This is a genomic window from Brevibacterium sp. OS20 (assembly GCF_056837565.1).
Genome location: NZ_CM166367.1, coordinates 278,740 through 301,492, shown reverse-complemented (window position 1 = coordinate 301,492; position 22,753 = coordinate 278,740). Strand labels below are relative to the sequence as shown.

General features: G+C 62.3%; 20 protein-coding genes. 10 read left to right on the top strand and 10 right to left on the bottom strand.

Features of this window, described 5'->3' with window-relative positions:
- The first annotated feature begins 47 nt into the window (after positions 1–47).
- Together ACVZTU_RS01365 and ACVZTU_RS01360 are read left to right on the top strand one after the other, a co-directional pair.
- Positions 48–1,352, top strand: coding sequence for a CaiB/BaiF CoA transferase family protein (locus ACVZTU_RS01365; protein WP_172172835.1), 1,305 nt, complete (start codon positions 48–50; stop codon positions 1,350–1,352).
- Positions 1,353–1,362: 10 nt separating this feature from the next.
- A complete protein-coding gene (locus tag ACVZTU_RS01360) occupies positions 1,363–2,295 on the top strand; it encodes a beta/alpha barrel domain-containing protein (protein WP_139467848.1) in 933 nt (310 codons plus the stop codon).
- A 73-nt stretch (positions 2,296–2,368) separates the two neighbouring features.
- Here the strand turns inward: ACVZTU_RS01360 and ACVZTU_RS01355 are convergent, their stop codons facing one another.
- The gene (locus ACVZTU_RS01355) at positions 2,369–3,166 is read right to left on the bottom strand and encodes an IclR family transcriptional regulator (RefSeq protein ID WP_139467847.1); all 798 of its coding nucleotides are present in this window, start codon (positions 3,164–3,166) and stop codon (positions 2,369–2,371) included.
- Between the two features lie 199 nt (positions 3,167–3,365).
- Here ACVZTU_RS01355 and ACVZTU_RS01350 point away from each other — a divergent pair, with 199 nt between their 5' ends.
- From ACVZTU_RS01350 to ACVZTU_RS01340, 3 genes are all read left to right on the top strand, one after another.
- Positions 3,366–4,250 carry a LysR family transcriptional regulator gene (locus tag ACVZTU_RS01350; protein ID WP_410709537.1) on the top strand — a complete coding sequence of 295 codons (885 nt, stop codon included), beginning with the start codon at positions 3,366–3,368 and terminating at the stop codon, positions 4,248–4,250.
- Between the two features lie 100 nt (positions 4,251–4,350).
- Positions 4,351–5,298: a 5-dehydro-4-deoxyglucarate dehydratase gene (gene kdgD / locus ACVZTU_RS01345; RefSeq protein WP_139467845.1), complete on the top strand. Its 948-nt coding sequence runs from the start codon at positions 4,351–4,353 to the stop codon at positions 5,296–5,298.
- A 109-nt stretch (positions 5,299–5,407) separates the two neighbouring features.
- On the top strand, positions 5,408–7,567 hold the full coding sequence (locus ACVZTU_RS01340; protein ID WP_482401174.1) for an aldehyde dehydrogenase family protein: 2,160 nt from the start codon (positions 5,408–5,410) through the stop codon (positions 7,565–7,567).
- Positions 7,568–7,789: 222 nt separating this feature from the next.
- Here the strand turns inward: ACVZTU_RS01340 and ACVZTU_RS01335 are convergent, their stop codons facing one another.
- The 8 genes from ACVZTU_RS01335 to ACVZTU_RS01300 form a co-directional block, all read right to left on the bottom strand.
- Complete coding sequence (locus ACVZTU_RS01335) at positions 7,790–9,439, bottom strand: M24 family metallopeptidase (RefSeq protein WP_482401173.1); 1,650 nt, start codon at positions 9,437–9,439, stop codon at positions 7,790–7,792.
- Positions 9,440–9,558: 119 nt separating this feature from the next.
- Positions 9,559–10,338: an ABC transporter ATP-binding protein gene (locus ACVZTU_RS01330; protein WP_139467842.1), complete on the bottom strand. Its 780-nt coding sequence runs from the start codon at positions 10,336–10,338 to the stop codon at positions 9,559–9,561.
- Between the two features lie 13 nt (positions 10,339–10,351).
- Complete coding sequence (locus ACVZTU_RS01325) at positions 10,352–11,380, bottom strand: ABC transporter substrate-binding protein (RefSeq protein WP_172172741.1); 1,029 nt, start codon at positions 11,378–11,380, stop codon at positions 10,352–10,354.
- Between the two features lie 11 nt (positions 11,381–11,391).
- Positions 11,392–12,240 (bottom strand): ABC transporter permease, encoded by an 849-nt coding sequence (locus ACVZTU_RS01320; protein WP_139467840.1) that lies wholly within the window; start codon positions 12,238–12,240, stop codon positions 11,392–11,394.
- A 351-nt stretch (positions 12,241–12,591) separates the two neighbouring features.
- Positions 12,592–13,350: an HpcH/HpaI aldolase family protein gene (locus ACVZTU_RS01315; protein WP_482401172.1), complete on the bottom strand. Its 759-nt coding sequence runs from the start codon at positions 13,348–13,350 to the stop codon at positions 12,592–12,594.
- Positions 13,351–13,430: 80 nt separating this feature from the next.
- Positions 13,431–14,087, bottom strand: coding sequence for a dihydrofolate reductase family protein (locus tag ACVZTU_RS01310; RefSeq protein WP_482401171.1), 657 nt, complete (start codon positions 14,085–14,087; stop codon positions 13,431–13,433).
- Positions 14,088–14,313: 226 nt separating this feature from the next.
- Positions 14,314–15,915, bottom strand: a complete 1,602-nt coding sequence (locus tag ACVZTU_RS01305; RefSeq protein ID WP_482401170.1) for a GMC family oxidoreductase — start codon at positions 15,913–15,915, stop codon at positions 14,314–14,316.
- On the bottom strand, positions 15,915–16,490 hold the full coding sequence (locus ACVZTU_RS01300; RefSeq protein ID WP_482401169.1) for a hypothetical protein: 576 nt from the start codon (positions 16,488–16,490) through the stop codon (positions 15,915–15,917). Before ACVZTU_RS01300 ends, ACVZTU_RS01305 begins: the two co-directional genes overlap by 1 nt.
- Positions 16,491–16,602: 112 nt before the next feature.
- Between ACVZTU_RS01300 and ACVZTU_RS01295 the strand changes: the two genes are divergently transcribed.
- From ACVZTU_RS01295 to ACVZTU_RS01285, 3 genes are all read left to right on the top strand, one after another.
- Positions 16,603–17,430 carry an IclR family transcriptional regulator gene (locus tag ACVZTU_RS01295; RefSeq protein ID WP_172172749.1) on the top strand — a complete coding sequence of 276 codons (828 nt, stop codon included), beginning with the start codon at positions 16,603–16,605 and terminating at the stop codon, positions 17,428–17,430.
- 169 nt (positions 17,431–17,599) lie between these two features.
- Positions 17,600–18,385 carry an acetoin reductase gene (locus ACVZTU_RS01290; RefSeq protein WP_446656385.1) on the top strand — a complete coding sequence of 262 codons (786 nt, stop codon included), beginning with the start codon at positions 17,600–17,602 and terminating at the stop codon, positions 18,383–18,385.
- An 82-nt stretch (positions 18,386–18,467) separates the two neighbouring features.
- Positions 18,468–18,797, top strand: a complete 330-nt coding sequence (locus ACVZTU_RS01285; RefSeq protein ID WP_139467834.1) for a putative quinol monooxygenase — start codon at positions 18,468–18,470, stop codon at positions 18,795–18,797.
- A gap of 183 nt (positions 18,798–18,980) precedes the next feature.
- Here ACVZTU_RS01285 and ACVZTU_RS01280 read toward each other — a convergent pair whose 3' ends face one another.
- Complete coding sequence (locus ACVZTU_RS01280) at positions 18,981–19,481, bottom strand: NADPH-dependent FMN reductase (protein WP_259358188.1); 501 nt, start codon at positions 19,479–19,481, stop codon at positions 18,981–18,983.
- A 340-nt stretch (positions 19,482–19,821) separates the two neighbouring features.
- On the opposite strand from ACVZTU_RS01280, the gene ACVZTU_RS01275 reads away from it, so the two are divergent.
- Positions 19,822–21,315 carry an amidase gene (locus ACVZTU_RS01275; protein ID WP_482401168.1) on the top strand — a complete coding sequence of 498 codons (1,494 nt, stop codon included), beginning with the start codon at positions 19,822–19,824 and terminating at the stop codon, positions 21,313–21,315.
- Between the two features lie 55 nt (positions 21,316–21,370).
- Positions 21,371–22,711 carry an MFS transporter gene (locus tag ACVZTU_RS01270; protein WP_180345554.1) on the top strand — a complete coding sequence of 447 codons (1,341 nt, stop codon included), beginning with the start codon at positions 21,371–21,373 and terminating at the stop codon, positions 22,709–22,711.
- The last annotated feature ends 42 nt before the right edge of the window (positions 22,712–22,753 follow it).

Genomic DNA, 22,753 nt, shown 5'->3' with positions numbered 1-22,753 from the left:
CACCGAAAGGATCCCCCTTGACTGCTGCCGCCCCCACTCCCTGGGACATGCCCACGCTCCTGACGACCACTTCACAATCCGAGGCGCCACTTCCCCTGGAAGGTGTGCGTGTCATCGAACTCGGCAACTACATTGCCGCTCCCACCACTGGGCGCCTCCTCGCGGACTTCGGCGCCGAAGTGATCAAGATCGAGCGCCCGCACACCGGGGACGAACTGCGCAATTGGCGGCTGCAGAAGGGCAGTGTGTCCATGCTCTACCGGACGATAAATCGCAACAAGAAGTCCGTGGAACTTGACCTTCGCTCGGAAATCGGCCGCCAGGCGATCCTCGATCTCGTCCGCGACTCCGATGTCCTTCTCGAGAACTTCCGTCCGGGCACGCTTGAGCGTTGGGGGATCGGACCTGACGTCCTGCACGCGGTCAATCCGGACATCATCATCACGCGCATTTCTGCCTTCGGACAGACCGGTCCGCTCGCCGAGCGCCCGGGCTTCGCCGCCGTCGCCGAGGCCTTCAGCGGATTCCGCAACCTCGTCGGCGACCCCGACCGCGCTCCGGTCCGGGTCGGAGTCTCAATCGGCGACTCTATTGCCGGACTCTACGCCGCTTTCGGCACCGCCATTTCCCTATTCCAACGCCTCGCACTCCGCGATGCACAACACCACGCCACCACTGGACCGGACCAGACGTCCGATGCGGAACCCGCCAGCCGCTCAGCCGCACCCAACCGGATGGTCGACGTCGCATTGCACGAGGCGATGTTCTCCATGCTCGAATCCCTCGTCCCTGACTACAGCGCCTATGGAACTGAACGCGAGCGCACCGGCGGACGGATGGAGGGCATCGCCCCATCGAACGCTTATCTGTGCGGCGACGGCGGCTCCATCGTCGTCGCGGGCAATGGAGACGGAATCTTCAAACGGTATATGGAAGCCATCGACCGGCCGGATCTCGCCGAGGACCCCGACCTTCAGACCAACGCTGGACGGTGGAACCGCCGGGACGACCTCGACGCCGCAATCGGAGCGTGGACCCTCACCCGCACCGTGTCCGAAGCACTCAACACTCTCGATGCCGCCGGCGTCCCGGCCGGAGCCATCCACACAGCCGCGGACATCGTCAACGAGCCCCAATTCATCGCGCGCGACATGATTCAGTACCGCGAGGTGTCGACCGGCGAGGAGACGCTCACCGAGGTGGGATTCCCTGGAATCGTCCCTGTGATCGGCGAGAGGTCTCTGCCGATCCGTACGCTCGGGCCCGACCTCGGCGCGCACACTGAGGAGATCCTCGGCGACCGCCTTGGAATGAGCACCGCCGACATCCGCATGGCCACGAAGAAGGACTGAAGGAGTTCCCTTGACCGCCGCTTCCACAACTCCCATCCTCCGCGACGTCACATTGCGCGACGGGCTCCAGCTCACGGGAAAGCTGCTGAGCACCGAACGCAAGGTTGCCGTCGTCAGAGCTCTCATCTCCGCCGGCGTCGAGGAGATCGAGCTCGGTTCCATGGCCCGCCCCGACCTCGTACCGCCGATGGCCAACACGCTCGAAGTCGTCGAGGCGCTCACCGAGGACGAACTCGCCCACTGCTGGATCTGGGTGGCCACTCCCGGTCAGGTCCGACGGGCCGTCGACGCCGGCATCACCAACATCCAGTACTGTCTGTCCGTGTCCGACGCTCACAACAAGGCAAACATCGGCCGCGACACGGAGACCAGCATGTCTGCCTTCCCCGAGAGCTTCGACATCGTCAGGTCCGCGGGCGGACGCATCCAACTGTGCCTGGCGACGTCGTTCACCTGCCCGTTCGACGGCGAAGTCGACCCGCAACGGGTACTGGCCATTGCCCGCGATCCGCGCGCGATCGACGCCGACGACATCGTCATCTGCGACACACTGGGTCAGGCCGTGCCGGCCCAGGTGTCGTCGCTCATCGCTGCCGCAGCCGAGACGAACAGAGACCGCCGGGTCGTCTTCCACGGCCACGACACATGGGGTTTGGGAGTCGCCAACAGTCTCGTGGCCGCTTCTGCCGGTGCCGCAGTCCTCGATGGAGCTCTCGGCGGACTCGGCGGATGCCCGTTTGCTCCGGGTGCCAGCGGCAATACTTCGAGCGAGGACTTGCTCTTCGCCACTCGTCCTGAATGGCTGACGCCGGGGACGTTCGCCGACCTCGTCGAGCTTTCGGAATCGATCACCACTGAACTCGGTGAAGAACCGCGATCAAAGGCTGCACAGGGCGCCCGCTCCAAGGCGGAGGCCTTTCCCTGGGTGATCCCTACGACCTGATTGCGAAGGATTGGCCAATAGAGGTCGCAGACGAACCGGTGCATTCGGACTGCGGAATATCCGCGGCCGACGATCAGGATTCCGCGGCCTCGCCGGGGAAGCGTCCGCCGAGGAGCCGAGTGATCCGTTCGGCCGCGTCGACGACAGGTTCGATCCATTCCTCGCAGACCTCGCGGGGCATCCGAAAGACAGGACCGTTGATGGAGACCGCCGAGGTGATCCTCGCTCTGGCATCGAAGACCGGCGCCGAGAGTCCCGATGCGCCCGATTCGCGTTCGCCAATGGTGATGGCGAACCCGTCAGCTTTCGTCTGCGCGACCACTTGACGCAATTCGTCCGGCGAGGTGATCGTCGCATCCGTGAGCGGGTCGAGCGTGGCATCGAGCAGCTGCTCCATCGCTTCAGGATCCCATGCGAGCAGGACCCGTGAGGCCGAGCCGACATGCAAGGGCATCATCTTCCCAACATGCAGCTCCCGGCGCAGCGCATGCCGGGTCTCGGCCAGGCCGATGCACACTCGGTAGTCGCCCTCCCGCCGGAACAGCACAGCCGATTCCCCAGTAAGATCCCGCAGCTCCCTGAGCACCGGGATGACGACATCGTGTTCATCCCGCCCAGTCGTGGCCGGGGCCGCCCAGAAGGCCATCCGCATGCCGATCCGGTACTTGTCCTCGGTCTTCTCGAGGAACCCCTGCTCGACGAGGTTGGCGACAAGTCGTTGGACGGTCGATGCCGGCAAGCCAGTTGCGTCGCGGATATCAGTGAGCGTCCGTTCCGGAGCACGCAGCGAGAAGGCGTCGAGGATCGCAGAAATCTTCCCGAGCACCAGAAGTTGGTTCTGGCGCCCGGCTTGCTTGTCCGCATCGGTCATGTTTGCCAGCTTAGTCGCGATGGACTCAACGTGCCCCGCCCAGAACTACGTGTCGGCGGCCCAGATACCTCGCGCGAGGTATCTGGGCCGCCGTCGGGTAGCGCGGAGGGAGTTGCCGACAACTGAAAGCGAGGTGCCGCACGCCCGATACACTGCTGAACAGCACAGGCCGTGGCCCACGAAAGAAAACGAGCGAGCGATGCAGTTCACCTTGGCACAGATCACCGGCTTCATCGCGGTGGCCGAAAACCTTCACTTCGGACGCGCCGCTGAAGAGCTGAATATGACCCAGCCACCGTTGAGCCGGCAGATCCAGAAGCTGGAGAAATCGATCGGTGTCCACCTCTTCGAACGCAACAATCGCACCGTCACACTTACGCCGGCAGGTGAGGCCTTCCTCGCTGAGGCATACGGTCTGCTCGCCTCCGTCGAGCGTGCCCCGCGGCGAGCACAGAAGATCGCCGAGGGCTCCTGGGGTCAGATCACCATCGGGTGCACTGCGGTCTCGACGTTCGGCGTCCTCGGCAGTCTGGTCTCGACCCTGGCAGAACAGCTGCCGGGCATAAGCGTCGAGATCGCCGAGATGGTTACGGCAGAACAGATCAAGGCCTTGTCTGAGGGCAAGATCGACATCGGCCTGGGGCGAGTGGGCCGCATTCCCGAAACCATCGACGCGACCCTGGTCCTGTCTGAGCAGCTCGTACTGGCAGTCCCTTCGGACCATGCGTTCGCCGCACGTGACTCTGTGGACACAAAGGAGATCTCCGGTCAGCGACTGCTCATGCACGATGCCACGAGGGCTCGATACTTCTACGATCTCACCGTTCGCTACATCGATGTCGAAGCCAATGAGGTGGCTCATTCGCTGAGCCAGATCCTGACCATCGTCAATCTCGTCGCTGCTGGTCGCGGCATCGCCGTCGTCTCGGAATCAGCTGCTCGCCTCGGCGTCGACGGTGTCACATATGTGCCGCTCCACGACGCTCCACGCGATGTCGTCGAACTTCATGCGATCTGGAATCCGGAGTCCCGCAACCCGGCACTCAAGGAAGTCCTCGCATTGATTCGCAGAGAATTAAGATAATACCTTCTGGGCATCAATGCATATATAAATAATCTTGGACAGGAATTATTCCTCGTTCTTACAGTGGGATCACTATCCCGACTAACAAGGACGTCATTCCGTGGCCAATTACCAACCTCAAGAACTTGCCGACCACCTCAAGGACGGACTCCTCTCCTTCCCCGCAACAGCATTCAACGCAGACCTGTCCCTCGACGCCGACGCCTATTCCGACCACATCACCTGGCAGTCGAGCTTCGACGTCGCAGGACTCTTCGCCGCTGGCGGAACCGGCGAGGGATTCAGCCTCACTCCCCCGGAAGCGAAACAAGTCGTGGGCTTGGCAGTTTCAAATTCACGTACTGAAGTGCCGGTCCTTGCTTCGGCAGGGGGTGCCACTGCACACGCCGTGCAGAATGCGATCGACGCCGAGGAAGCCGGAGCAGAGGGCCTTCTGGCCCTTCCTCCCTATCTCACTGAATGCAGCCAAGACGGCCTCTTCGAGCACGTATCCGCCATCTGCAAAGCAACCAAGATCGGCGTCATCGTCTACAACCGGGCAAATGCGATCTACTCGCCCGAGACCGTTGAACGCCTCGCCGACACCCATGAGAATTTCATCGGCTTCAAGGACGCCCTCGGCGACATCGAGCAGCTGACGAAGGTCTACGCCCGCACCGGCGACCGCCTCTTCTACCTCGGCGGACTTCCGACCGCCGAAGTCTATGCACTGCCATTGCTGCAGCTCGGAATGAGCACCTACTCATCCGCCATGTTCAACTTCGCACCCGAATTCGCCCTCGACTTCTACGATGCGGTGCGCAAACAGGACCGCGCCGCCGTGACAGAGAAGCTCAACTCCTTCGTCCTGCCCTACTCGAAGATCCGCGAACGAGTGGCCGGCTACGGCGTCTCCATCGTCAAGGGCGGCCTCAAAGTCATCGGCCGCGACTGCGGGCCGGTCCGGCCACCCTTGCAGAACCTCACCGAGGCAGACCTGCAGGATCTCGAACAAGTTATGTCCGCTGCCGGCATCCGACTCGACCGCACCGCGTCCGCGGTCGCCTGAACGTTCAGTCCGCCACGAATCCGCGGCTGAGACAGCCCCACCCACAGATCGGCGCCGATCGGCTTGAGCCGGTCGGCGCCGACATCGCTATCAGGAATAGAGGTCACTTATGACGACGCAGTTCACTACCGCGACGACCGACTCGGACGTCGACACATCACTTTCCGGCACATCAATTGTGGCCGGCACGAAGACGCCAGGACAGGGGGAGACCAGCCGTGCAATCAATCCGGCGACAGGTGAGACCTTAGATCCCGAATACACGCTGCTCACCGAGGAGCAGGTATCCGCAGCCATCGCCGAGGCCCACGATGCGTTCCCTTCGTACCGCGGCACTTCGCCGGAGATCCGCGCAACCTTTCTCGAGAGAATCGCAGCCAATATCGAGTCTGACGCGCGGCGCATCGTCGACCGGGCCGTTCTGGAGACCGGACTTCCTGCGGGGCGCCTGAATGGCGAGATCACCAGAACCTCCAACCAGCTGCGCCTGTTCGCATCGGTCGTTCGGCTCGGTGACGCCCACGGCGTGCGCATTGATCCCGCGCTCCCGGACCGCGCACCGCTGCCGCGCCCCGATATTCGTCAGCGCAAGGTTCCTCTGGGCCCCGTCGCTGTCTTCGGCGCGAGCAACTTTCCCCTTGCTTTCTCAACCGCAGGCGGTGACACCGCTTCCGCACTTGCTGCCGGATGCCCGGTCATCGTCAAGGCCCATAATGCCCACCCCGGGACCAACGAACTGGTCGGTGCCGCCATCACTCGTGCCGTTCGCGACAGCGGGCTTCACCCGGGCGTCTTTTCACTCGTCTATGGGGCTGGCTCCGAGGTCGGGCAGCAGCTAGCCACGGACCGGCGAATCACGGCCGTAGGATTCACCGGTTCCAGGGCTGCCGGACTGGCATTGTCGGCCGCCACCGCGGCTCGACCCACACCGATCCCTGTCTATGCCGAGATGAGTTCAATCAATCCCGTGTTCGTCCTGCCAGGCGCCATTGCCGATGACGTCGCCGAGGTGGCCCAAGGCTTTTTCGGAGCAGTGACCGGTTCCTCCGGTCAGTTGTGCACCTCCCCTGGAATTCTCTTCGTTCCCAACGGCGACCGTGGAGATGCTCTGACGGCTCGCATTGCTGAGGAATTCAACGCGGCGAAGGGTCAAACGATGCTCACTCCCTCCATAGCCGCAGCCTGGCAGAGTGGAGTCGACCAGCTTTCAGCACAGCCGGGCGTCTCATCTCTGGCTCAGGGGGCGGATGGGGAGACGCTCAACGCGCCCGGGCCCCGCGTGTTCACGACCTCGATCCAGGACTTCGCGTCGAACAAGGAACTGCAGAATGAGATCTTCGGGTCCGCTGCCCTCGTCGTGCGCTATCACTCGACTGATGAGCTGGAGCATGTCGTAGCAGAGCTCGAAGGACAGCTGACTGCGACACTGCAGATGGGTGAACAGGACACCGAGGTGGCCGACGCGCTTGTGCGCGCGCTGGAACTCACCGTCGGACGGATCATCGTCAACGGTTGGCCGACAGGAGTCGATGTCGGCCATGCGATGATCCATGGTGGACCGTTTCCAGCGACGTCAGCTCCGCAGACCACCTCGGTGGGTGCAACTGCGATCGACAGGTTCCTCCGCCCGGTCGCCTACCAGAACGTCCCGCAGGCCATTCTTCATCCGGTCCTCCAGGACGCCAATCCTTGGGCGGTCGCCCGGGTGCTCGATGGTCGATACACTGCAGCACAGCGTGGCGATGCCTCGGCCGCTACCGACGCAGCTGTCTCGGCGAAATCCATCGCAGACGGCGTGCGCCACCGTCTCAATGAACTCGGATTCGACCTTCCCGAAGCCAATCCCGCCAGCTACAGCTACGAGACGGTGACCGTCGCCGGCCAGTTGGCCTTCGTGTCCGGGCAGATTGCCAAACAAGGCGGAGAAGTACCGGTCCAGGGAGTCGTCGGTGAGGATCTGAGCATAGAGGACGGAATTGCGGCAGCTCAGCTGTGCGCGGTGAATCTCATTGCCCAGCTGGAGACGAACCTCGGCCTCGACAATGTCGAGGGCATCGCCAAACTCAACGTCTATGTGGCCAGTCCGACAGACTTCAGTAAGCACCCCGTCGTCGCTGAAGGGGCATCCAAACTCCTTGTCGATGCTCTGGGAGACGTAGGCCGTCATGCACGCACTGCTCTGGGAGTCCCGCGTCTCCCTGCGAACTCACCGGTTGAGATCGAAGCCGTGGTCAAGCTCAAGAGTCCAGGTGAACTCCGCCCCAGCTGATCAGCTGCCAAGCTGACAGCACAAACGCAGAGCGGTCCGGTCGATTCAACGACCGGACCGCTTTCAATTCCCTGCTGACCAAAAGGTAACTGCATCTCACTCTTCTGCTGGTTTCAATCTACGCAACGGGGCGGACACTCCCTTGTGGGAATGTCCGCCCCGTTCAACCTGTAAGGAGTTGAGCGTCCTGCGTGAGACACATCGAAGTGGAGAGGTCCCGCCTCAGCGCTTGGAGAGAATATAGGTACGGTCCGACCCGATGAACCAGAGGTCCTCAGTGCCGATCGCCACATTGCCGTACCGCCACGGGATCTCCGCGGCGCCGAAGGAACCGACCTCCAAGACGTGCTTGTAGCCGGGACGCAGCTCGTTGGCGAATGACTCCTGCTTGCCCATGAGGTGCCCGACATTGCGCTTCCGGTATTCCGTGTTGAAATCCACGTCTGCACCGAGCATGCCGATCTCGATCATCCTGTCGAGGTGGGGCGCCAAGTAGTCCAATGTCCCCTGATGGACATCCTCGCACACGACTCCGGGACGCAACTGGCCGATGATTCCCTCACGGACCACGTCGAAGAAGAACTCATAGGCCTCTTTGGCACTATCGGTACGCGGAAGCGACCGTGCCATATCGGAGGTCGCCACAGTGATCCCGTCAAAGGTGATCCGCACACCGGCGTCGAGTTGGATGCACTTCGTGTCATCGTTGATCGGGAAATCGACGGGAGGTCCGGGAAACAGCATTCTGTTCGAGGAGTGCAAGTTGGTGAAGTACGGTTCGATCGCAAACGGAATCACGTTGTCCGTGCGAAATTCGACGATCTTGTCCACATAGCGCGCGTAGATGTCGAGCTCGGTGAACTCAAGCCCCGCCGCCAACGACTCCTCCGCCCATTTCAGAGCCTCTTCGATGGCGAAGACGCTGCACCTGGCAGCAACGATCTGGAACCCGAGGTCTTCGTGGTCACGAATATCGCGCCAGTGACCGAGAGCGGTCGACAACTCATTGAGGACGGCGCCTTCGGCTTCGAGTTCGAGTGCCAGACCGGTTGCGATCCACTCCTCCTCAACGCCGATCTGATTGCCATGAGCCAGTGCCACAGCTGCCGCACCAAGTCCGGCGAAGCGGCCGATCGGAGTGCCGGACACACCGTGCGCGGTCTCCGGGGCGAGAACGTAGAGTTTCTCGTCCTGCGTTGACCAAACCGCCAGTTGATCTTCGCTCTGCTGAGTTCCGACGACCTCGCTGAAGTTCGGCGGAGCGGCGATGATGACGGCGTCGAGACCGCGGTCCTTCGCCATCGACTGCAGCGCCGAATAGCGTGTGTCGGTCTGCGACTGGATCTCCTTGTCCAGTCCGTCAAGATGTTCGACGTCGTCGATGAGCCGCGTCGCAGTCTCCGCTCCGAGCACACGCCAGCGAGAGAAGCGCTCAAGAACCGCTGCGGTGTCGATCTCATAGGCGACCACCGGAGTAGTCGGCTGCTTGTCGGCGACGACATCGAGGCTCTTCGACAACGTCGAGTAGTGCTTCATGACAACACCGGAGTCGAGACCGACCTGATCCCCTTCTGCGAGCTCCTCAACCAATGTCGAGAGTGATGCTGAGGCTGGTGTATCGGCAACAATTCGGGGATCGATCGTCACCCACGGCGCATAGAATCTCATCCGCTCCTTCGGTACCCCGGCGGACAGGGCGTTTCCCTGCTCCTGCTGGCGAACAAGCAGCACTTCACCGTCGGTCGTGTCGGCGATGATCGGTGCAACCAGAGGACTCGAATCAAGGCGAATCGCAGAGAACAGAAGGCTCTTCTGGGCATCTAGTCCGAACGAATCTGCCAGACGCGTCTTGTCGGTTGTCAGTTTGATCATTGCGTTTCCAACTCCATATCTTCCTTGAGACGTGTTCGCCTCGTGCGGTGTGCCTTGGGCCGAAGGATCCCTGCCGGCCATCCCTGGCATGTGTTCGTCGGGCCGGTCGGGCGGACCGCTCAGCTGATTCCGGCGGTGACGCCGATGTGGGATTCGATCTCCGCCACGTAGCTGGCGAAGTTCTCTGAGAATTTGTGCTCTTTCGCGCGGGGACGTTCGATGTCCACCTTGACGTCAGCGACGATCCGTCCCGGACGATCACCGACAACGACGACTCGATCTGCCAGCCATACAGCTTCAGAGATGCTGTGGGTGACGAAGAGGACACTGCAGCCCGTGCGGCGCCAGATCCTCTGGATTTCGAAGTTCATCGAATCACGCGTCATCGCGTCGAGTGCGCCGAATGGCTCATCCATGAGGAGAATTTCCGGACGTGAAACCAACGCGCGGCAAATGGCGACGCGCTGCTGCATCCCACCGCTGAGCTCGTAGGAGTACCGGGTCGCTTTCTCTCCAAGTCCGACCATATGCAGCAGCTCCATGGCGTGGTCCTTGGATTCCGATGTGACGGCGTCACGAAATTCCAAGGGCAGGAGGACATTGTCAAGATTATTCCGCCAGGGCAGGAGGACCGGGCTCTGGAACACCATTCCGATGTCCTTGAGAGCGGCGCTGATCTCACGTCCGCGGATGAGGATTTCGCCTTCAGAGGCTTCCTGCAGACCCGAGATCGTGTTGAGCAGAGTGGTCTTTCCGCTGCCGGACTGGCCGACGATCGAGACGAACTCCCCCGGGTTGACATGGAAGTCGAGTCCCTTGAGGACGACGTTCTCCTGCCCGTCTCGCGAGGTGTAGGTCTTGCCGACGTTGTTGACTGAGATCGCATAGTCAGTGGTCATGGTCGTACTCCATTCACTTTGTGGGTGCCGCAACGTCTTCGTCATGGCGAATCGGGTCGATGTAGTCGTTCGTATAGATGTCATCGACGGTGAGGTCGGTCGAATTCTCGAGACCGAGGAAGTCAGTGGCCACGCTCAGCATCTGCCCAACTCCATCGTCGGTCATCACACCGAACTGGTCGTCTGACTTTCCGGTGGCCCAGTTCAACTCGCATTGCGACTTGAGCGCATAGGTCACGGTCTCCGGTTCGTACCCTTGAACTTCCTTCGTGAAGTCCTCTGCAGTCTGATCCGGGTGGTCGCAGGCCCAGAGAAAGCCCTTCTGCATCGCGCGGTTGAAGCGCTCAACACGCTCGGGATCATTCTTCAGGGCCTCATCCGAGACCACGATGCCATTGCCGTAGAGGTCGATGCCGACGTCAGACCATTTGAGGATGTTCGCCTTCTCACCGAGCGCCATCAGCGCCGGCTCGTCGGAGACGTAGAGCGCGAGGTTCGCATCCCAGCGGTCGGCCAGCAGACCTGGAATCTTCGATTCGCCGGTGGCGTGGACGACGTTGACGTCATCCTGTTTGAGGCCACTGCGTTCGAGCGCGAGCGGCCACATAGCCGTCATGGCACCGGCACCCTCAGTCGCCACCGTCTTGCCCTTCATGTCCTCCCAGGTTTTGATACCCGAACTCTCGAGTGCGATAGTCGCGTACGCTGATCGGGCCTGAAGCAGATTCACCTGCTTAACGTGAGCTCCTTTGCCCTGGCTGAGGATGGTCGCGCCGAAATCGGCCCATCCGGCGTCGACTCTCCCGGTTTCGACGGAAGTCACGGTGTTCGTTGAGCCGGAACCCGGCATCAGCGAGACGTCGAAACCTTCCTCTTCAAAGAACCCCTCGGCCTCAGCTGCGAAGAACGGTGCGTGCTTCGGCAGATAGGCGACGTCGACCATGAGGTTGAAGTCATCGAGTCCGTCCTTTGGCGTGCATCCTGTCAGAGTGACGACAGACAGCAGGAGCGGCGCAACTAGCAGTTTCTTCAAGATGTGCATGGTTCCGCCTCTCACTTCGTGTAGTTCTTCCACGGCAGCAGCTTCTTCGAGATGAGGTCGATGATGAAGAAGAGAAGCAATGCGATCGCCGCAAGCACGATGAATGCTGCGAACATCGAGGGGAGGTCGACCTGAGAGTTCGCGAGAAGAATGACGTATCCGAGTCCCTTGGACCCGGCGATGAACTCACCGACCACGGCACCGCCGACAGCCAGCGAGATCGAGATCTTAGCTCCCGTGAAGATCGAAGGAAGCGCATAGATGAAATCGATCTTCATCATCTTCTTCAGCTTCGAGGCACGGTTGATGCGTGCAAGGTCTTGCAGCTCGTGCGGCACAGAGTTGAGCCCGTCGAATGTGTTGATGACGAGCGGGAAGAATGCGATGGCCATTGCCACGAAAGCCTTCGACTCGAAGCCAAAGCCGAACCAGACGATGAACAGCGGCGCCAGAGCGACCTTCGGAATCGTGTCGATGGCGATGAGCGCCGGATAGAGGAAGGGACGAAGGAAGGAAGCGTAATAGAGGAGTGCTCCACACAGAACGCCCAATGCTGTGCCGAGCGCAAAGCCTGCGAGACCTTCCTGCAGGGTAGTGAGAGCGTTGACCGCGAAGTATCCCGGGTTCGTGAACAATTCTTCGAACGCCGAAATCGGACCGACAAGCAGATACTTCGGGAAGTCGAAGATGAAGACTGCTAGCTCCCAGATCGCGAACAATCCGACGAGCCCGACAACAGCTTTGATTCCCGCTGTGAATGACTCAGGTTTGAGCCTAGATGCAGTCGGCGGAGCTGCCGGCGCAGGGCTGGGCTCCACAGGTCGAACTGCATCGGTATCGATGCGTGGTGCTGTTGTCATTGGCGATCCCTCCATTGGGTTCTGGTCCATGAGCAGGTGTGGCATTGCATTTGTGACGTGGAACAACTGTGATGCGTTCCAGTATTCGCGACTCAACGATGCCTGTCCAAGATTGTTTTCGCATGTTTCGATACCCTGAAGGAATTGCATCAATGAGTTTGTGCAGGCAGGAAAAACTCGAGAGTTGAATTGAGAAACGCCAGGATACTCGGACTTCCCAAGAACATCCTGGCGCACCATGGCAACGTCGCGCGCAACGCGGACCCACCACCTTTCAGAACTACCCGACGGCGGCCCAGATACCTCGCGCCAGGTTGCTGGGCCGCCGTCAGGTAGTAATTGGGGAAAGTTTCATCCCCGGGCGGCGCCTAAGTCCTCGCGGAAGGCTCGGCCCGCCGCACCCAAATCACCACATGAGGTGATGAAACGGAAGCCCTGTTCCTTGCGCAGCTTCGCCTCCTCGCCGTTTCCGCAGTGGATTCCCGGAACCACCCCGGCGGCATCGGCGGCCGTGCGGATCCGCACGAGCGCCTCGGCGTGGGCCTCATTCGGCTGACCTGGCAGCGCACCGACGGCGAACGCAAGATCGGCCGGACCGACGTAGACCCCGTCGATTCCCGGCACGGCGCAGATGTCCTCGACCGCGGCCAGGCCCTCCTCGTTCTCGATCATGACGAACAGCAGCGGCCGCTCATCCCGAGTGTCCTGCACGGCATTGTGCATGATCTCGGCGGTCGGTCCCCACGAGCGATCCCCTCCCCGCGAAGGATAGTCAAGCGCGGCCACAGCGGCCCGTGCCTCGTCGACCGAGGACACGAGCGGGACGATGATCGCCTCGACCCCGGCGTCGGAGAGCGCCCCGATCTCCGTGAAGCGGTTCGCCGCGACCCGCGCCGTCACGAGCGCGTCCCCGCTGGCACGTACCGCATCGGTCAGCCGCAGCACGTCGGTCGGCCGCACCAGCCCGTGCTGCAGATCGAGGCAGACATAGTCGAACCCGGCCGCCGCCCCGATCTTCGCCAGCTCCGGACTCGTCGACATCATCCACAGTCCGTTGTAGATCTCCCCCGCGCGCAGGCGGGCCCGATGATTCTCAATCGCAACAGTCATGACTGCATCGAATCACGGAATCCCGCCCGTCCACCAGAGGTGCCCGATATCCGGATGAACCTCGCCGAGGCGGCCCACACTTACGAACGATTCATCGATTCCTTCGCCGAGGCGGCCCCGACCATCCGTACTAGGGATCCTCCCGCACGGAACGTCGTCCCACCTCGGCGAGGGGAATCATTCGGCAGGGCTGTCTTCGAGGAGGGGCCGATGACTCGGTGGCGGGCGATGACGAACGGGGCGCTGGACCCGACCTCGATGAGTTCGAGGTCGAGGCGGCGCGGCAGCAGCGACCGTCCCTTGCCGAGGACCACCGGCGCGGTCCAGGTGATGATCTCGTCGAGGAGTCCCTCGTCGGCGAACTGCCCGGCGAGGTCGCCGCCGCCCATCACCCACAGGTCACGGTCGCCGGTGGCGGTGCACATTTCGAAATAGTGGTCAGAGACCGATCCCTTGGCGAATCGGATATCGGGGGTCTTCCCGTCCGTCCCGGCTTCGGGCAGGCCGAGCTTCCGGTGAGTCATCACCCAGGCGGGAACCTCGTAGGGCCACGGGCCATCGAGGTTGCGCAGCACCCATTCGTACGTCGTGGCCCCCATGACGACGGCTCCGACGCCGTCGATGAACCCGTCATCCGGCGGTTCTTCGGTCTGGCGCAGCAGCCATTCGAGTGAGTCGTTCGGGTCGGCGATGAACCCGTCGAGCGTGGTCGCGGTGTAGTAGACGGTACGTGCCACGGGCAGTCTCCTCCTGAGTCGGTCTCCCTTTCATCCTATGGGGCCTCCTGCCGAGGGTGCCGCGCGGCAGGGCACTTTTTGCAGCGCAGGCCGATGCTGGTGAGTGCCTCTCACCAGCTCGGTGAAACTGCAGCAGCTCGGCCCCTGGGCCAATCTGCTGTAGTTTCACCAAGCCGAGGCCGGCCACGGAGAGGCAACCATCCAGACGATCAGCCGAAACCTAGCCTCAAACCTCCCCGGTCCGCAGCGCCTCGGCGATGTACTCGGCCTGCCGGATCGCGAGCGCCACGATCGTCAGGGTCGGGTTCGCCGCGGCACCGGTGGTGAAGACCGATCCGTCGGAGATGAAGAGGTTCTTCACGTCGTGGGTCCGACCCCATTTGTCGACGACTCCGTCTTCAGGCCGTTCGCTCATCCGCGCGGTGCCGAGGTTGTGTGTCGACGGGTACGGCGGAGTGTGGTGGGAGGTCTGCGCTCCGACCGCCTCGTAGACTCTCTGACCTGCGGCGTAGGCGTGTTCGCGCATTGCGAGGTCATTGGCGTGGTCGTCGTAGTGGACGTTGGGCACGGGCAGTCCGTTCGTGTCCTTGACCGTCGTATTCAGCGTCACCCGGTTGTTCTCCTGCGGCATGTCCTCGCCGACGATCCACATTCCCGCGGTGTTGAGGTACCGGTCGAGCAGCGCCGCGAAGTCCGGTCCCCACCCGCCGGGTTCGACGAAGGAGGCCATGAATGCCGGGCCCAGCGAGATCGTCTCCATGTAGTAACCACCGGAGAATCCGCGGTCGGGATCATGGATCGACTCGTCGGCGATGACTCCGGCCATCGTCTCCCCGCGGTACATCCGCACCGGCTTGTCGAAGTGACCCCAGACGGTGCCGGTCAGGTGGCGCATATAGTTCCGTCCCACATGGCCGGAGGAATTCGCCAACCCGTCGGGGAAGGACGGTGTGCCGGACAGCAGAAGCAGCCTCGGCGTCTCGATCGAGTTGCCGGCCACGCACACGAGCTTCGCAGCCTGACGGTGCAGGCTGCCGTCCTTGTCGAGGTAGAGGACGGCGTCGGCGCGACCGTTCGCATCGTGTGTGATCTGCACTGCCTGGGACTCGGGTCGAAGGTCGAGGAGACCGGTGTCCGCAGCCCGCGGCAGCTCTCTGACCAGGGTCGACCATTTGGATCTGTTCTTATCGCCCTGGAAGTTGAAGCCGTCCTGGATGGAGGCGGGCCGGCCGTCGTACTCTTCGGCGTTCGTGGCGTACGGGCCGGTGGCGTAGAACTTGTAGCCGACCTCCTTCGCCCCTCCGGCGAAGACCTTGTAGTTGTTGTTCGCCGGCAGCGGTGGGCGCCCGTGGACATGGGTCGATCCCATCGCCTTCTCGGCCCGGTCGTAGTACGGGGCCATCTCCTCGAGCGTGATCGGCCAGTCGAGGAGGTTGGCGCCGTCGATGCGGCCGTAGACGCTGCGGGCCTTGAACTCGTGATTCTTGAAGCGTGGGGTCGCGCCCGACCAGTGGGTCGTCGTCCCGCCCACGGCCTTGACGATCCAGGCCGGCAGGTTCGGGAAGTCGCGGGCGATCCGCCACGATCCCGTCGTCGTCCTCGGATCGAGCCAGGCCATCTGGTTGAAGGCTTCCCATTCGTTGTTGACGTAGTCCTCGTTGCGCAGATACGGCCCGGCCTCGAGCACGACGACGGGAATGCCCTTCGCGGTGAGCTCGTAGGCCAGCGTTCCCCCACCGGCGCCGGAGCCGACGATGACGACGGCCTCCTCGTCCGGATCGACGCTGTATCCGGTCACACTTCGACCTGCGTTCCGTTCCTGTGTCATCACTTCTTCACCTCACCCATCTCGACGCTCTGCGGCGCCGGCTGATTGGTCGAATCGTCACCGGCAGCGCTGCCGCTGCGGACACCCGCAACCCCGTCGCCGAGCTCCGGCAGCGGCTCGTCCTCGGGGTAGACGATCCGCGGTTCGGGCAGCCAGTCGAGATCGTCGAAGCCGCGGTTGATGTAGCCGCCCTTGTCGAACGACGCCCCCTCGTAGCCGAGCGTCTCCCACACCTCGACATCGTCATAGAGGTTGAGCACGGCGGTGCGGCGGACGAAACCGAAGAACTCGGTGGACTCGACCCGGCGCAGCACCTTGAGCGCGGAGTCATCATCGAGTCCGCAGAAATCACCGTCGGAGAGCTGATCCAACGACAGCAGCCCTTGGATGAGGGCCACCCGGAACCACGTCTCCTCATCGGCGGCGATGAGGATCTTCTCCGCGGTGCGCAAATACGGTCCGTCGGGGAAATCTGCGTGCGGGAATGCCACGCGCAGCACTCGGATGAGGGTCTGCTTCGCCTCGTCCGTCATCTCCATCGCATTCAGCGATGGGTATTTTGCAGGGAATGCCATCGGATGCTCCTTTGCTCCACTCGGCAGGCGGCATCGACGCACGCCCGCCACTGTCCTGACATGAGCAACCTATGTGACCCGCGACACCATGGACTATCCTCATTCTCATCACATGAAAAAGTCGATCGCCGAGGCGATCGCACAGTCAGGAGACCGTGTGTCCAACAGTGCCGTGATCCAACGAACCTTCTCCGTCCTGGAGGCCGTCGCCGCTTCGGGCTGTGCCGCCGCGAAGACCGTGGCCACCCGCCTCGAGATCCCGCTGCCCACCGTCTACCGGCTCCTCAACGAGCTCGCCGATTCCGGGTATCTCGTCTACCTCAAGGACACCAAGCGCTTCGAGCTCGGTCCCAAATGCTTCGAACTCGGACTGTCGTTCCAGCAGCGCCTCGTCGCTCCGCATCCGATCCGGCAGATCACCGATCAGCTCCACCGGTCGCTGGGCACTGCCGCCTATTTCGCGATCTACCGCGGCTCGGACATCATCCTCACTTACTGCTCCGACTGCGAGAAGCATCCGCGGCTGCGGCCTCTGCGCTTCGGTTTCCACGAGGCGGCGCACGCCACCGCTTTCGGCAAGATCCTCCTGGCCGGAATGCCCGAACCGCAGCGCACCGACTACCTCGAGGCGCGCGGGATGCAGGTGCTCACCCCGCAGACGATGATCAGTCGGGAGGCCCTCGACCCCCACCTCGCCGAGGTGGCCACCCGCGGAATCGCCTGGGAGCACGAGGAGTTCCTGCCCCGTCAGACCTGCGCGGCCGTGCCGGTGCGCAACGGCACGGGAATGCAGGTCGGGGCGATGGCGATCAGCACCCCCTCGTCGAAGATGGCGGGTCGCGCGAAGCTGGTCGAGTCGACCCTGCGCGAGCATGCGGGACTGGCGTCGAGCTACCTGCGCGGCGGGTCGGTCACCGTCCCCGTCGCCGAACACGCCTGAGCCCCGAACTCCCGATGGAGACAGCACTCGCGACAGCGACCACCCGCCCCACAACCGGCCACGTGTGACCCCCAGCTTTATCGCCACATGAGAAGAACCATGTCCTCCGGCTGCCGGCTCTGCTGAGAATGATCGTGCTCGCTCACAGTTGAGAACTCAAGGAGGAGAAATGGGCACGAACAACAGCGTCGCAGTGGTGACGGGATCCGCTCGGGGAATCGGTCAGGGCATCGCGCAGAGGCTCGGAACCGATGGCCATCATGTCATCGTGGCTGACCTGCCGAGCATGCAGGACGGGGTGGCGGAGACCGTCACAACGATCGAAAGCGCAGGTGGGAGGGCCACCGTCGCTGAGGTCGACGTCACGGACGAGGATTCGCTGAGCCGCCTCGTCGAGGTCGCCGTGGAAGCGGGAGGAAAACTCGACGTCTTCGTCGCCAACGCCGGAATCGCGCAGGTCGAACCCCTCATTGAATATTCGAAGGCCGATTTCGAGAAGATCGTCGACGTCAATCTCACCGGGGTGTTCCTGTCGTATCAGGCCGCGGCGAAGCAGATGATCGAGCAGGGCAACGGCGGCAAGATCATCGGCGCCGCCTCGATCGTCGCGTTCCGCCCCTTCGCCCTCCTGTCGCCGTATTCGGCGACGAAATGGGCGGTGCGCGGGCTCACCCAGGGTGCGGCAATGGAGTGGGCCAAGCACGGCATCACCGTCAACGCCTACGGGCCCGGCATCGTCGGCACCGCGATGTGGGATCTCATCGATGAGAAGCTCGCCGCCGAGGAGGGACTGGCCAAGGGTGAGGCGATCAAGAAATATGCTGGTGACATCCTCATGGGCCGGGTGTCCGTGCCCGAGGACGTCGCGAACCTCGTGTCGTTCCTCGCCAGCGAGGACTCCGATTACATCACCGGGCAGACCATGCTCGTCGACGGCGGAATGCAGTTCTCGTAACGTTGTCGCTGATAGCAGAAACCGACACCGCCACACCCACATCTCCACCCGAGAGAACAACCACAGAGAGAAGGAAGAAGCCATGATCTTCATCGTCGTGAAGTTCCCCGTCAAGCCCGAAATGGCCGACCAGTGGCCCGAACTCACCCGCGAATTCACCGAGGCGACCCGTGCCGAACCGGGCAACAAATGGTTCGACTGGTCGCGCAGCCTCGATGACCCGAACGAGTATGTCCTCGTCGAAGCCTTCGACGACGATGCCGCCGAAGCGCACGTGAAGTCCGACCACTTCCAGGCCGCGACCGCCGAAGGCGGGCCGATGCACTCCGCGCTGGCAGCGACCCCGAAGATCATCTCCCGTCAGATCGACGGTGACGATTGGGATGCGATGGGCGAGCTGCAGATCGGCTGAACCCCCACCGAGGCACCCGTCCCCGATCGGGGCGACCTCATTCGCCGAGGATGTCGCGCGGGTCCGCTGATGCGTTCAGCGGGCCCGCGCCACGTTCCCGGCACCGGCCAGCTCTCCCGCGTGGTGAAACTGCAATAGCTCGGCCCCTGCACTAAGCCGCTGCAGGTTCACCAAGCTGAAGGCTCACCTCTGCGGCAGGTACGCCTTCTGGCTGTCGACCCATTCGTCGAGCACGTTTGCGCGGTCATCGAATTTTGCGGTCGGGAACGCCAGACCTTTCGTCGGCACGCTGGCGCCGAGTTCGACGAGCAGCGGACGCAGGGTCGTCTCCACCGCGAGCGTGTGCGCCGGGGACCCGATCGTGAAGACCGGGATCGCGGTCAGCCCGTGCAGACCGCCAGCGTCGTACCGGTCGAGGAAGGCTTTGAGCAGTCCGGTGTAGCTGGCCTTATAGGTCGGCGTGGCGATGACGGCGTAGTCGGCGGTGGCCAGACGTTCGGTGAGTGTGTTGAGGCGGTCGGACTTCCATTCGAAGATCTCGTCGGTCACCTCGGCGAGTTCGATGGTTTCGTCGATCTCGGATCCGGTCACCTCGGCGATCTTGGCGGCGAGGTCTTCGGCCACTTGGCGGGTTCGCGAATTCGAGCTCGGGTTGCCGACGACGACGGCGATGCGTGTGGTCATAAGGGGTCCTCTCCCAACAGTTGAGCCGATGAAGGACGGACATTCGCCGCCTTCCATGACAGTCACCCTAACCATGCAGACCAGAGTCCTATTTCGCCACAGTCACAGGGAGTCACAGACGCGTTTCACCGTCACATAGCCACATCGAAGCCCAATTGATCAGATATTAACGAGCCTCAGAGCCAGCTTTAGCTCTAGAAGATTCCTATTGACGTATAAACATCATAGGTTTAAGCTCGATTCTGCCATCAGGAGTTTCCACTCGATCGCCTCGAGTCGCTCCATGGCCGGTGCGCGCAGAGCCGCGCTGCACCGCACATCGCAATGAGAACGGGCTGAAATGAGCACCACCTCTGAGAACCACGATGCGCACCCGGCGGCGCGCATCAGCGGAGCCGTCGACAACCTCCTCGGCTCTGTCGGCAATGACCGTGCAGAATCCCTAGTTGCCGCGAGTGCCACCGAAATAGACCGCTCGTTCACACCACCGTCACCGCCTCACTGGCTCAATCCACCAGGCACTTCAGTCGATTCCTCAGATGTTCACTGGCACAACACCGTCGACGAGTCCCCGAGAACCGGAATCTTCCGCACATACACAGAGTCCACGGTCACTGGCGCACCTGTACTGACATATGAACTGTCCGGGTTGAGAATCACCCACAAAGACAATATCGGCATCCGCAACTATCCGATCACTGCTGGCAGCCCGGCCTTGTCGGACACGCGAGCAGAGACCACCTCCCCCATACTCCGCTCACTCGAAACGGCAGGAGGAGCGATCATCGGGGCCAACCATATGGCGGAATTCGCGCTGAGTCCCACCGGCCACAACCAATGGTTCGGAGACGGCGTCAATCCCCTCAGCGCTTCCCACCTGTCCGGGGGTTCGTCGAGTGGCTCGGCAATCTCCGTCGCCACCGGCGCCTGCGATCTCTCTCTGGGTACGGACACCGGAGGATCCGTACGGCTTCCAGCTGCCTATTGCGGCCTCGTCGGATACAAACCCACCAATGGCCTCTTCTCCCATTCCGGTCTCATCCCGCTTTCCGAGACTCTTGACACCATCGGTCTGCTGGCCTCCGACACCACGATTGCGCAGCAGGCCTTCGAGGTTCTCGTCTCCGACCCCTCGGTCGTCTATATCGAAGCTCGCAGCCGGCTCGAAACCTGCAATGCCTCAGAGTTCTCCGGCTTCACACACCTGTCCCGGTCTGCCGTCGACAGAGACTGCGAGGACGAGGTCGCCTCCGCATTCGCTAGTGCACTCGACGTCGTCGAGGAGATCGGACTGAGCAATACCAGTGGATTCGGACGTCTGGACGGAAAGGGAGTCGACATCGACGATGCCGAGCTCAACAGAAGGTCCGTCACAGTTGTCAGCGTCGAGGCCGCACGAAACGTCGGCAGCATCCTCGGATGGAACTGGGACCTCCTCGGCGACCAGGTCCTCTCACGCGTGATCCGTGGAACTGCGATTCCCGCGATCGGCTACGCAGATGCTCTCGCCTGCCGTTCGGCCCTGACCTCCGAGTTTCTCGCCACGGCTATGGGAGGTTCGCGGTTCCTCCTCACACCGACGAGCCCGATCCTCGCGCCACAGATGTCGACGTCCAACGCGACAGGTTCCCGTGCTCGCAGCGACTACATGCGAGCCAGCAGGTACACACGCACCATCAACTATCTCGGACTGCCTGCGATCACTGTCCCGCTGCCAACTGCAGGAGGAGGCCTCTCGCCTGCACTTCAGCTCATCGGCCGCCCTTACGACGACCGGGCGCTGCTCGCAGTCGCGGCGACTATTGCAGAGACCTGCAGACAACCACAGAAATGACTGCCCAGAGAATCACCACTATTTCGGTATGAATCCGATGAAAGGCGCGACAAGGATGTCCGTTGACACCACTGCAGAACAAATAGAAATCGGGGCGCGCATGGATGCGCTCACCCCCAACACAGAACACAAGAAGCTCTTCGCCTACATCGGGGCTGGGGCCATGATTGATGCTTACGACATCTATGTCGCGGCCGGTGTCTCGGCGGCACTGGTCTCGACAGGCTTCGCCGGGGTCCACGAGATCGCAGTCTTCATGTCCATGACGTTCTTCGGCATGCTGCTCGGAGCGGCAACTGCCGGCTTCGTCGGGGACAAATTCGGACGACGGATGAGCTATCAGATCAATCTGGCCATCTTCGCCGTCGCTGGGTTCGCCGCCGCACTGGCTCCGAACTTCGAATTCCTCGTCGGCACCCGATTCGTTATGGGTATCGGACTCGGGGCCGAACTCGTCCTCGCCGCTGCCATCCTCGGCGAGTTCATTCCCCCACGTAGTCGCGGGAGGTGGACAGCAGCCCTCGGCATCCTCGTGAATTCGGGTCTGCTCTTCGCCTCGGCGATCGGCGCATTGGTGATCTCGAACTTCGGATGGCGCTGGATGTTCGTCATCGGGGCCGTTCTGGCGGTCATCGTCTGGTTGGCACGCCGGAGGTGCCCGGAATCGCCCCGCTGGCTTGTGGTCAGGGGACGACTGAGCGAGGCTCAGGCGATCGTCGAACGGTTCGAAGCGAAATCGGCGACGACCTTGGAGACCAATCCGCCTGCACCGACCACTGCCACCAACGCCGACGAATCGCCGACAACCTCCAAACGCCCGTTCTGGCAGCTTGCCGTACTCGGAACCGTCCTTGCCGTCGGAGTCAACATGTTCGTCTACGGCTTCATCTCCTGGATGCCGACGTTCTTCGTCGAACAGGGCATCGACGTCTCCCACTCCCTGGCCTATACGACGGCGATGGCTCTCGGCGCACCTGGTGGAGGCCTCGTCTGCCTGCTGCTCATCAATAAGCTCAACCGACGTACGGCAATCGTCGTGTTCTCGATCATCGTCATACCACTCGGCCTGGCCTATGCGGCCGCGCAGTCGATCCTCATGATCGTCGTCATCGGCATTCTGCTCGTTACTGCGATCTACACCCTGGTGACGTTTGTCCTCTACTCCTACATGCCCGAGCTCTATCCGACCCGCTTCCGTCTGCGCGGAACCGGCATTTCATACACCTTCGCTCGCGGCGCGTCGATCGTCGTGCCGTTCGTCATGTCGGGACTGTTCGTGGCATTCGGGATCTTCGGCCCCATCGGCTTCGTCTGCGCCATGGCCGTGTGCATGATCGCCGTCGTCGTTGCGATACCCATCGAAACCCGCGGACGCAGCCTCGAAGAGATCTCCTGATCTCGCCTTGCCCGATGAGACAGCACTCCCCTGACTTTTCAG

Coding starts and splice junctions, on each gene's coding strand:
- ACVZTU_RS01280 (WP_259358188.1), bottom strand. CDS start 19,481: ATGACCACACGCATCGCCGTCGTCGTCGGCAACCCGAGCTCGAATTCG.
- ACVZTU_RS01305 (WP_482401170.1), bottom strand. CDS start 15,915: ATGACACAGGAACGGAACGCAGGTCGAAGTGTGACCGGATACAGCGTC.
- ACVZTU_RS01285 (WP_139467834.1), top strand. CDS start 18,468: ATGATCTTCATCGTCGTGAAGTTCCCCGTCAAGCCCGAAATGGCCGAC.
- ACVZTU_RS01290 (WP_446656385.1), top strand. CDS start 17,600: ATGGGCACGAACAACAGCGTCGCAGTGGTGACGGGATCCGCTCGGGGA.
- ACVZTU_RS01335 (WP_482401173.1), bottom strand. CDS start 9,439: ATGATCAAACTGACAACCGACAAGACGCGTCTGGCAGATTCGTTCGGA.
- ACVZTU_RS01365 (WP_172172835.1), top strand. CDS start 48: ATGCCCACGCTCCTGACGACCACTTCACAATCCGAGGCGCCACTTCCC.
- ACVZTU_RS01325 (WP_172172741.1), bottom strand. CDS start 11,380: ATGCACATCTTGAAGAAACTGCTAGTTGCGCCGCTCCTGCTGTCTGTC.
- ACVZTU_RS01340 (WP_482401174.1), top strand. CDS start 5,408: ATGACGACGCAGTTCACTACCGCGACGACCGACTCGGACGTCGACACA.
- ACVZTU_RS01295 (WP_172172749.1), top strand. CDS start 16,603: ATGAAAAAGTCGATCGCCGAGGCGATCGCACAGTCAGGAGACCGTGTG.
- ACVZTU_RS01330 (WP_139467842.1), bottom strand. CDS start 10,338: ATGACCACTGACTATGCGATCTCAGTCAACAACGTCGGCAAGACCTAC.
- ACVZTU_RS01315 (WP_482401172.1), bottom strand. CDS start 13,350: ATGACTGTTGCGATTGAGAATCATCGGGCCCGCCTGCGCGCGGGGGAG.
- ACVZTU_RS01275 (WP_482401168.1), top strand. CDS start 19,822: ATGAGCACCACCTCTGAGAACCACGATGCGCACCCGGCGGCGCGCATC.
- ACVZTU_RS01270 (WP_180345554.1), top strand. CDS start 21,371: ATGTCCGTTGACACCACTGCAGAACAAATAGAAATCGGGGCGCGCATG.
- ACVZTU_RS01300 (WP_482401169.1), bottom strand. CDS start 16,490: ATGGCATTCCCTGCAAAATACCCATCGCTGAATGCGATGGAGATGACG.
- ACVZTU_RS01355 (WP_139467847.1), bottom strand. CDS start 3,166: ATGACCGATGCGGACAAGCAAGCCGGGCGCCAGAACCAACTTCTGGTG.
- ACVZTU_RS01350 (WP_410709537.1), top strand. CDS start 3,366: ATGCAGTTCACCTTGGCACAGATCACCGGCTTCATCGCGGTGGCCGAA.
- ACVZTU_RS01320 (WP_139467840.1), bottom strand. CDS start 12,240: ATGACAACAGCACCACGCATCGATACCGATGCAGTTCGACCTGTGGAG.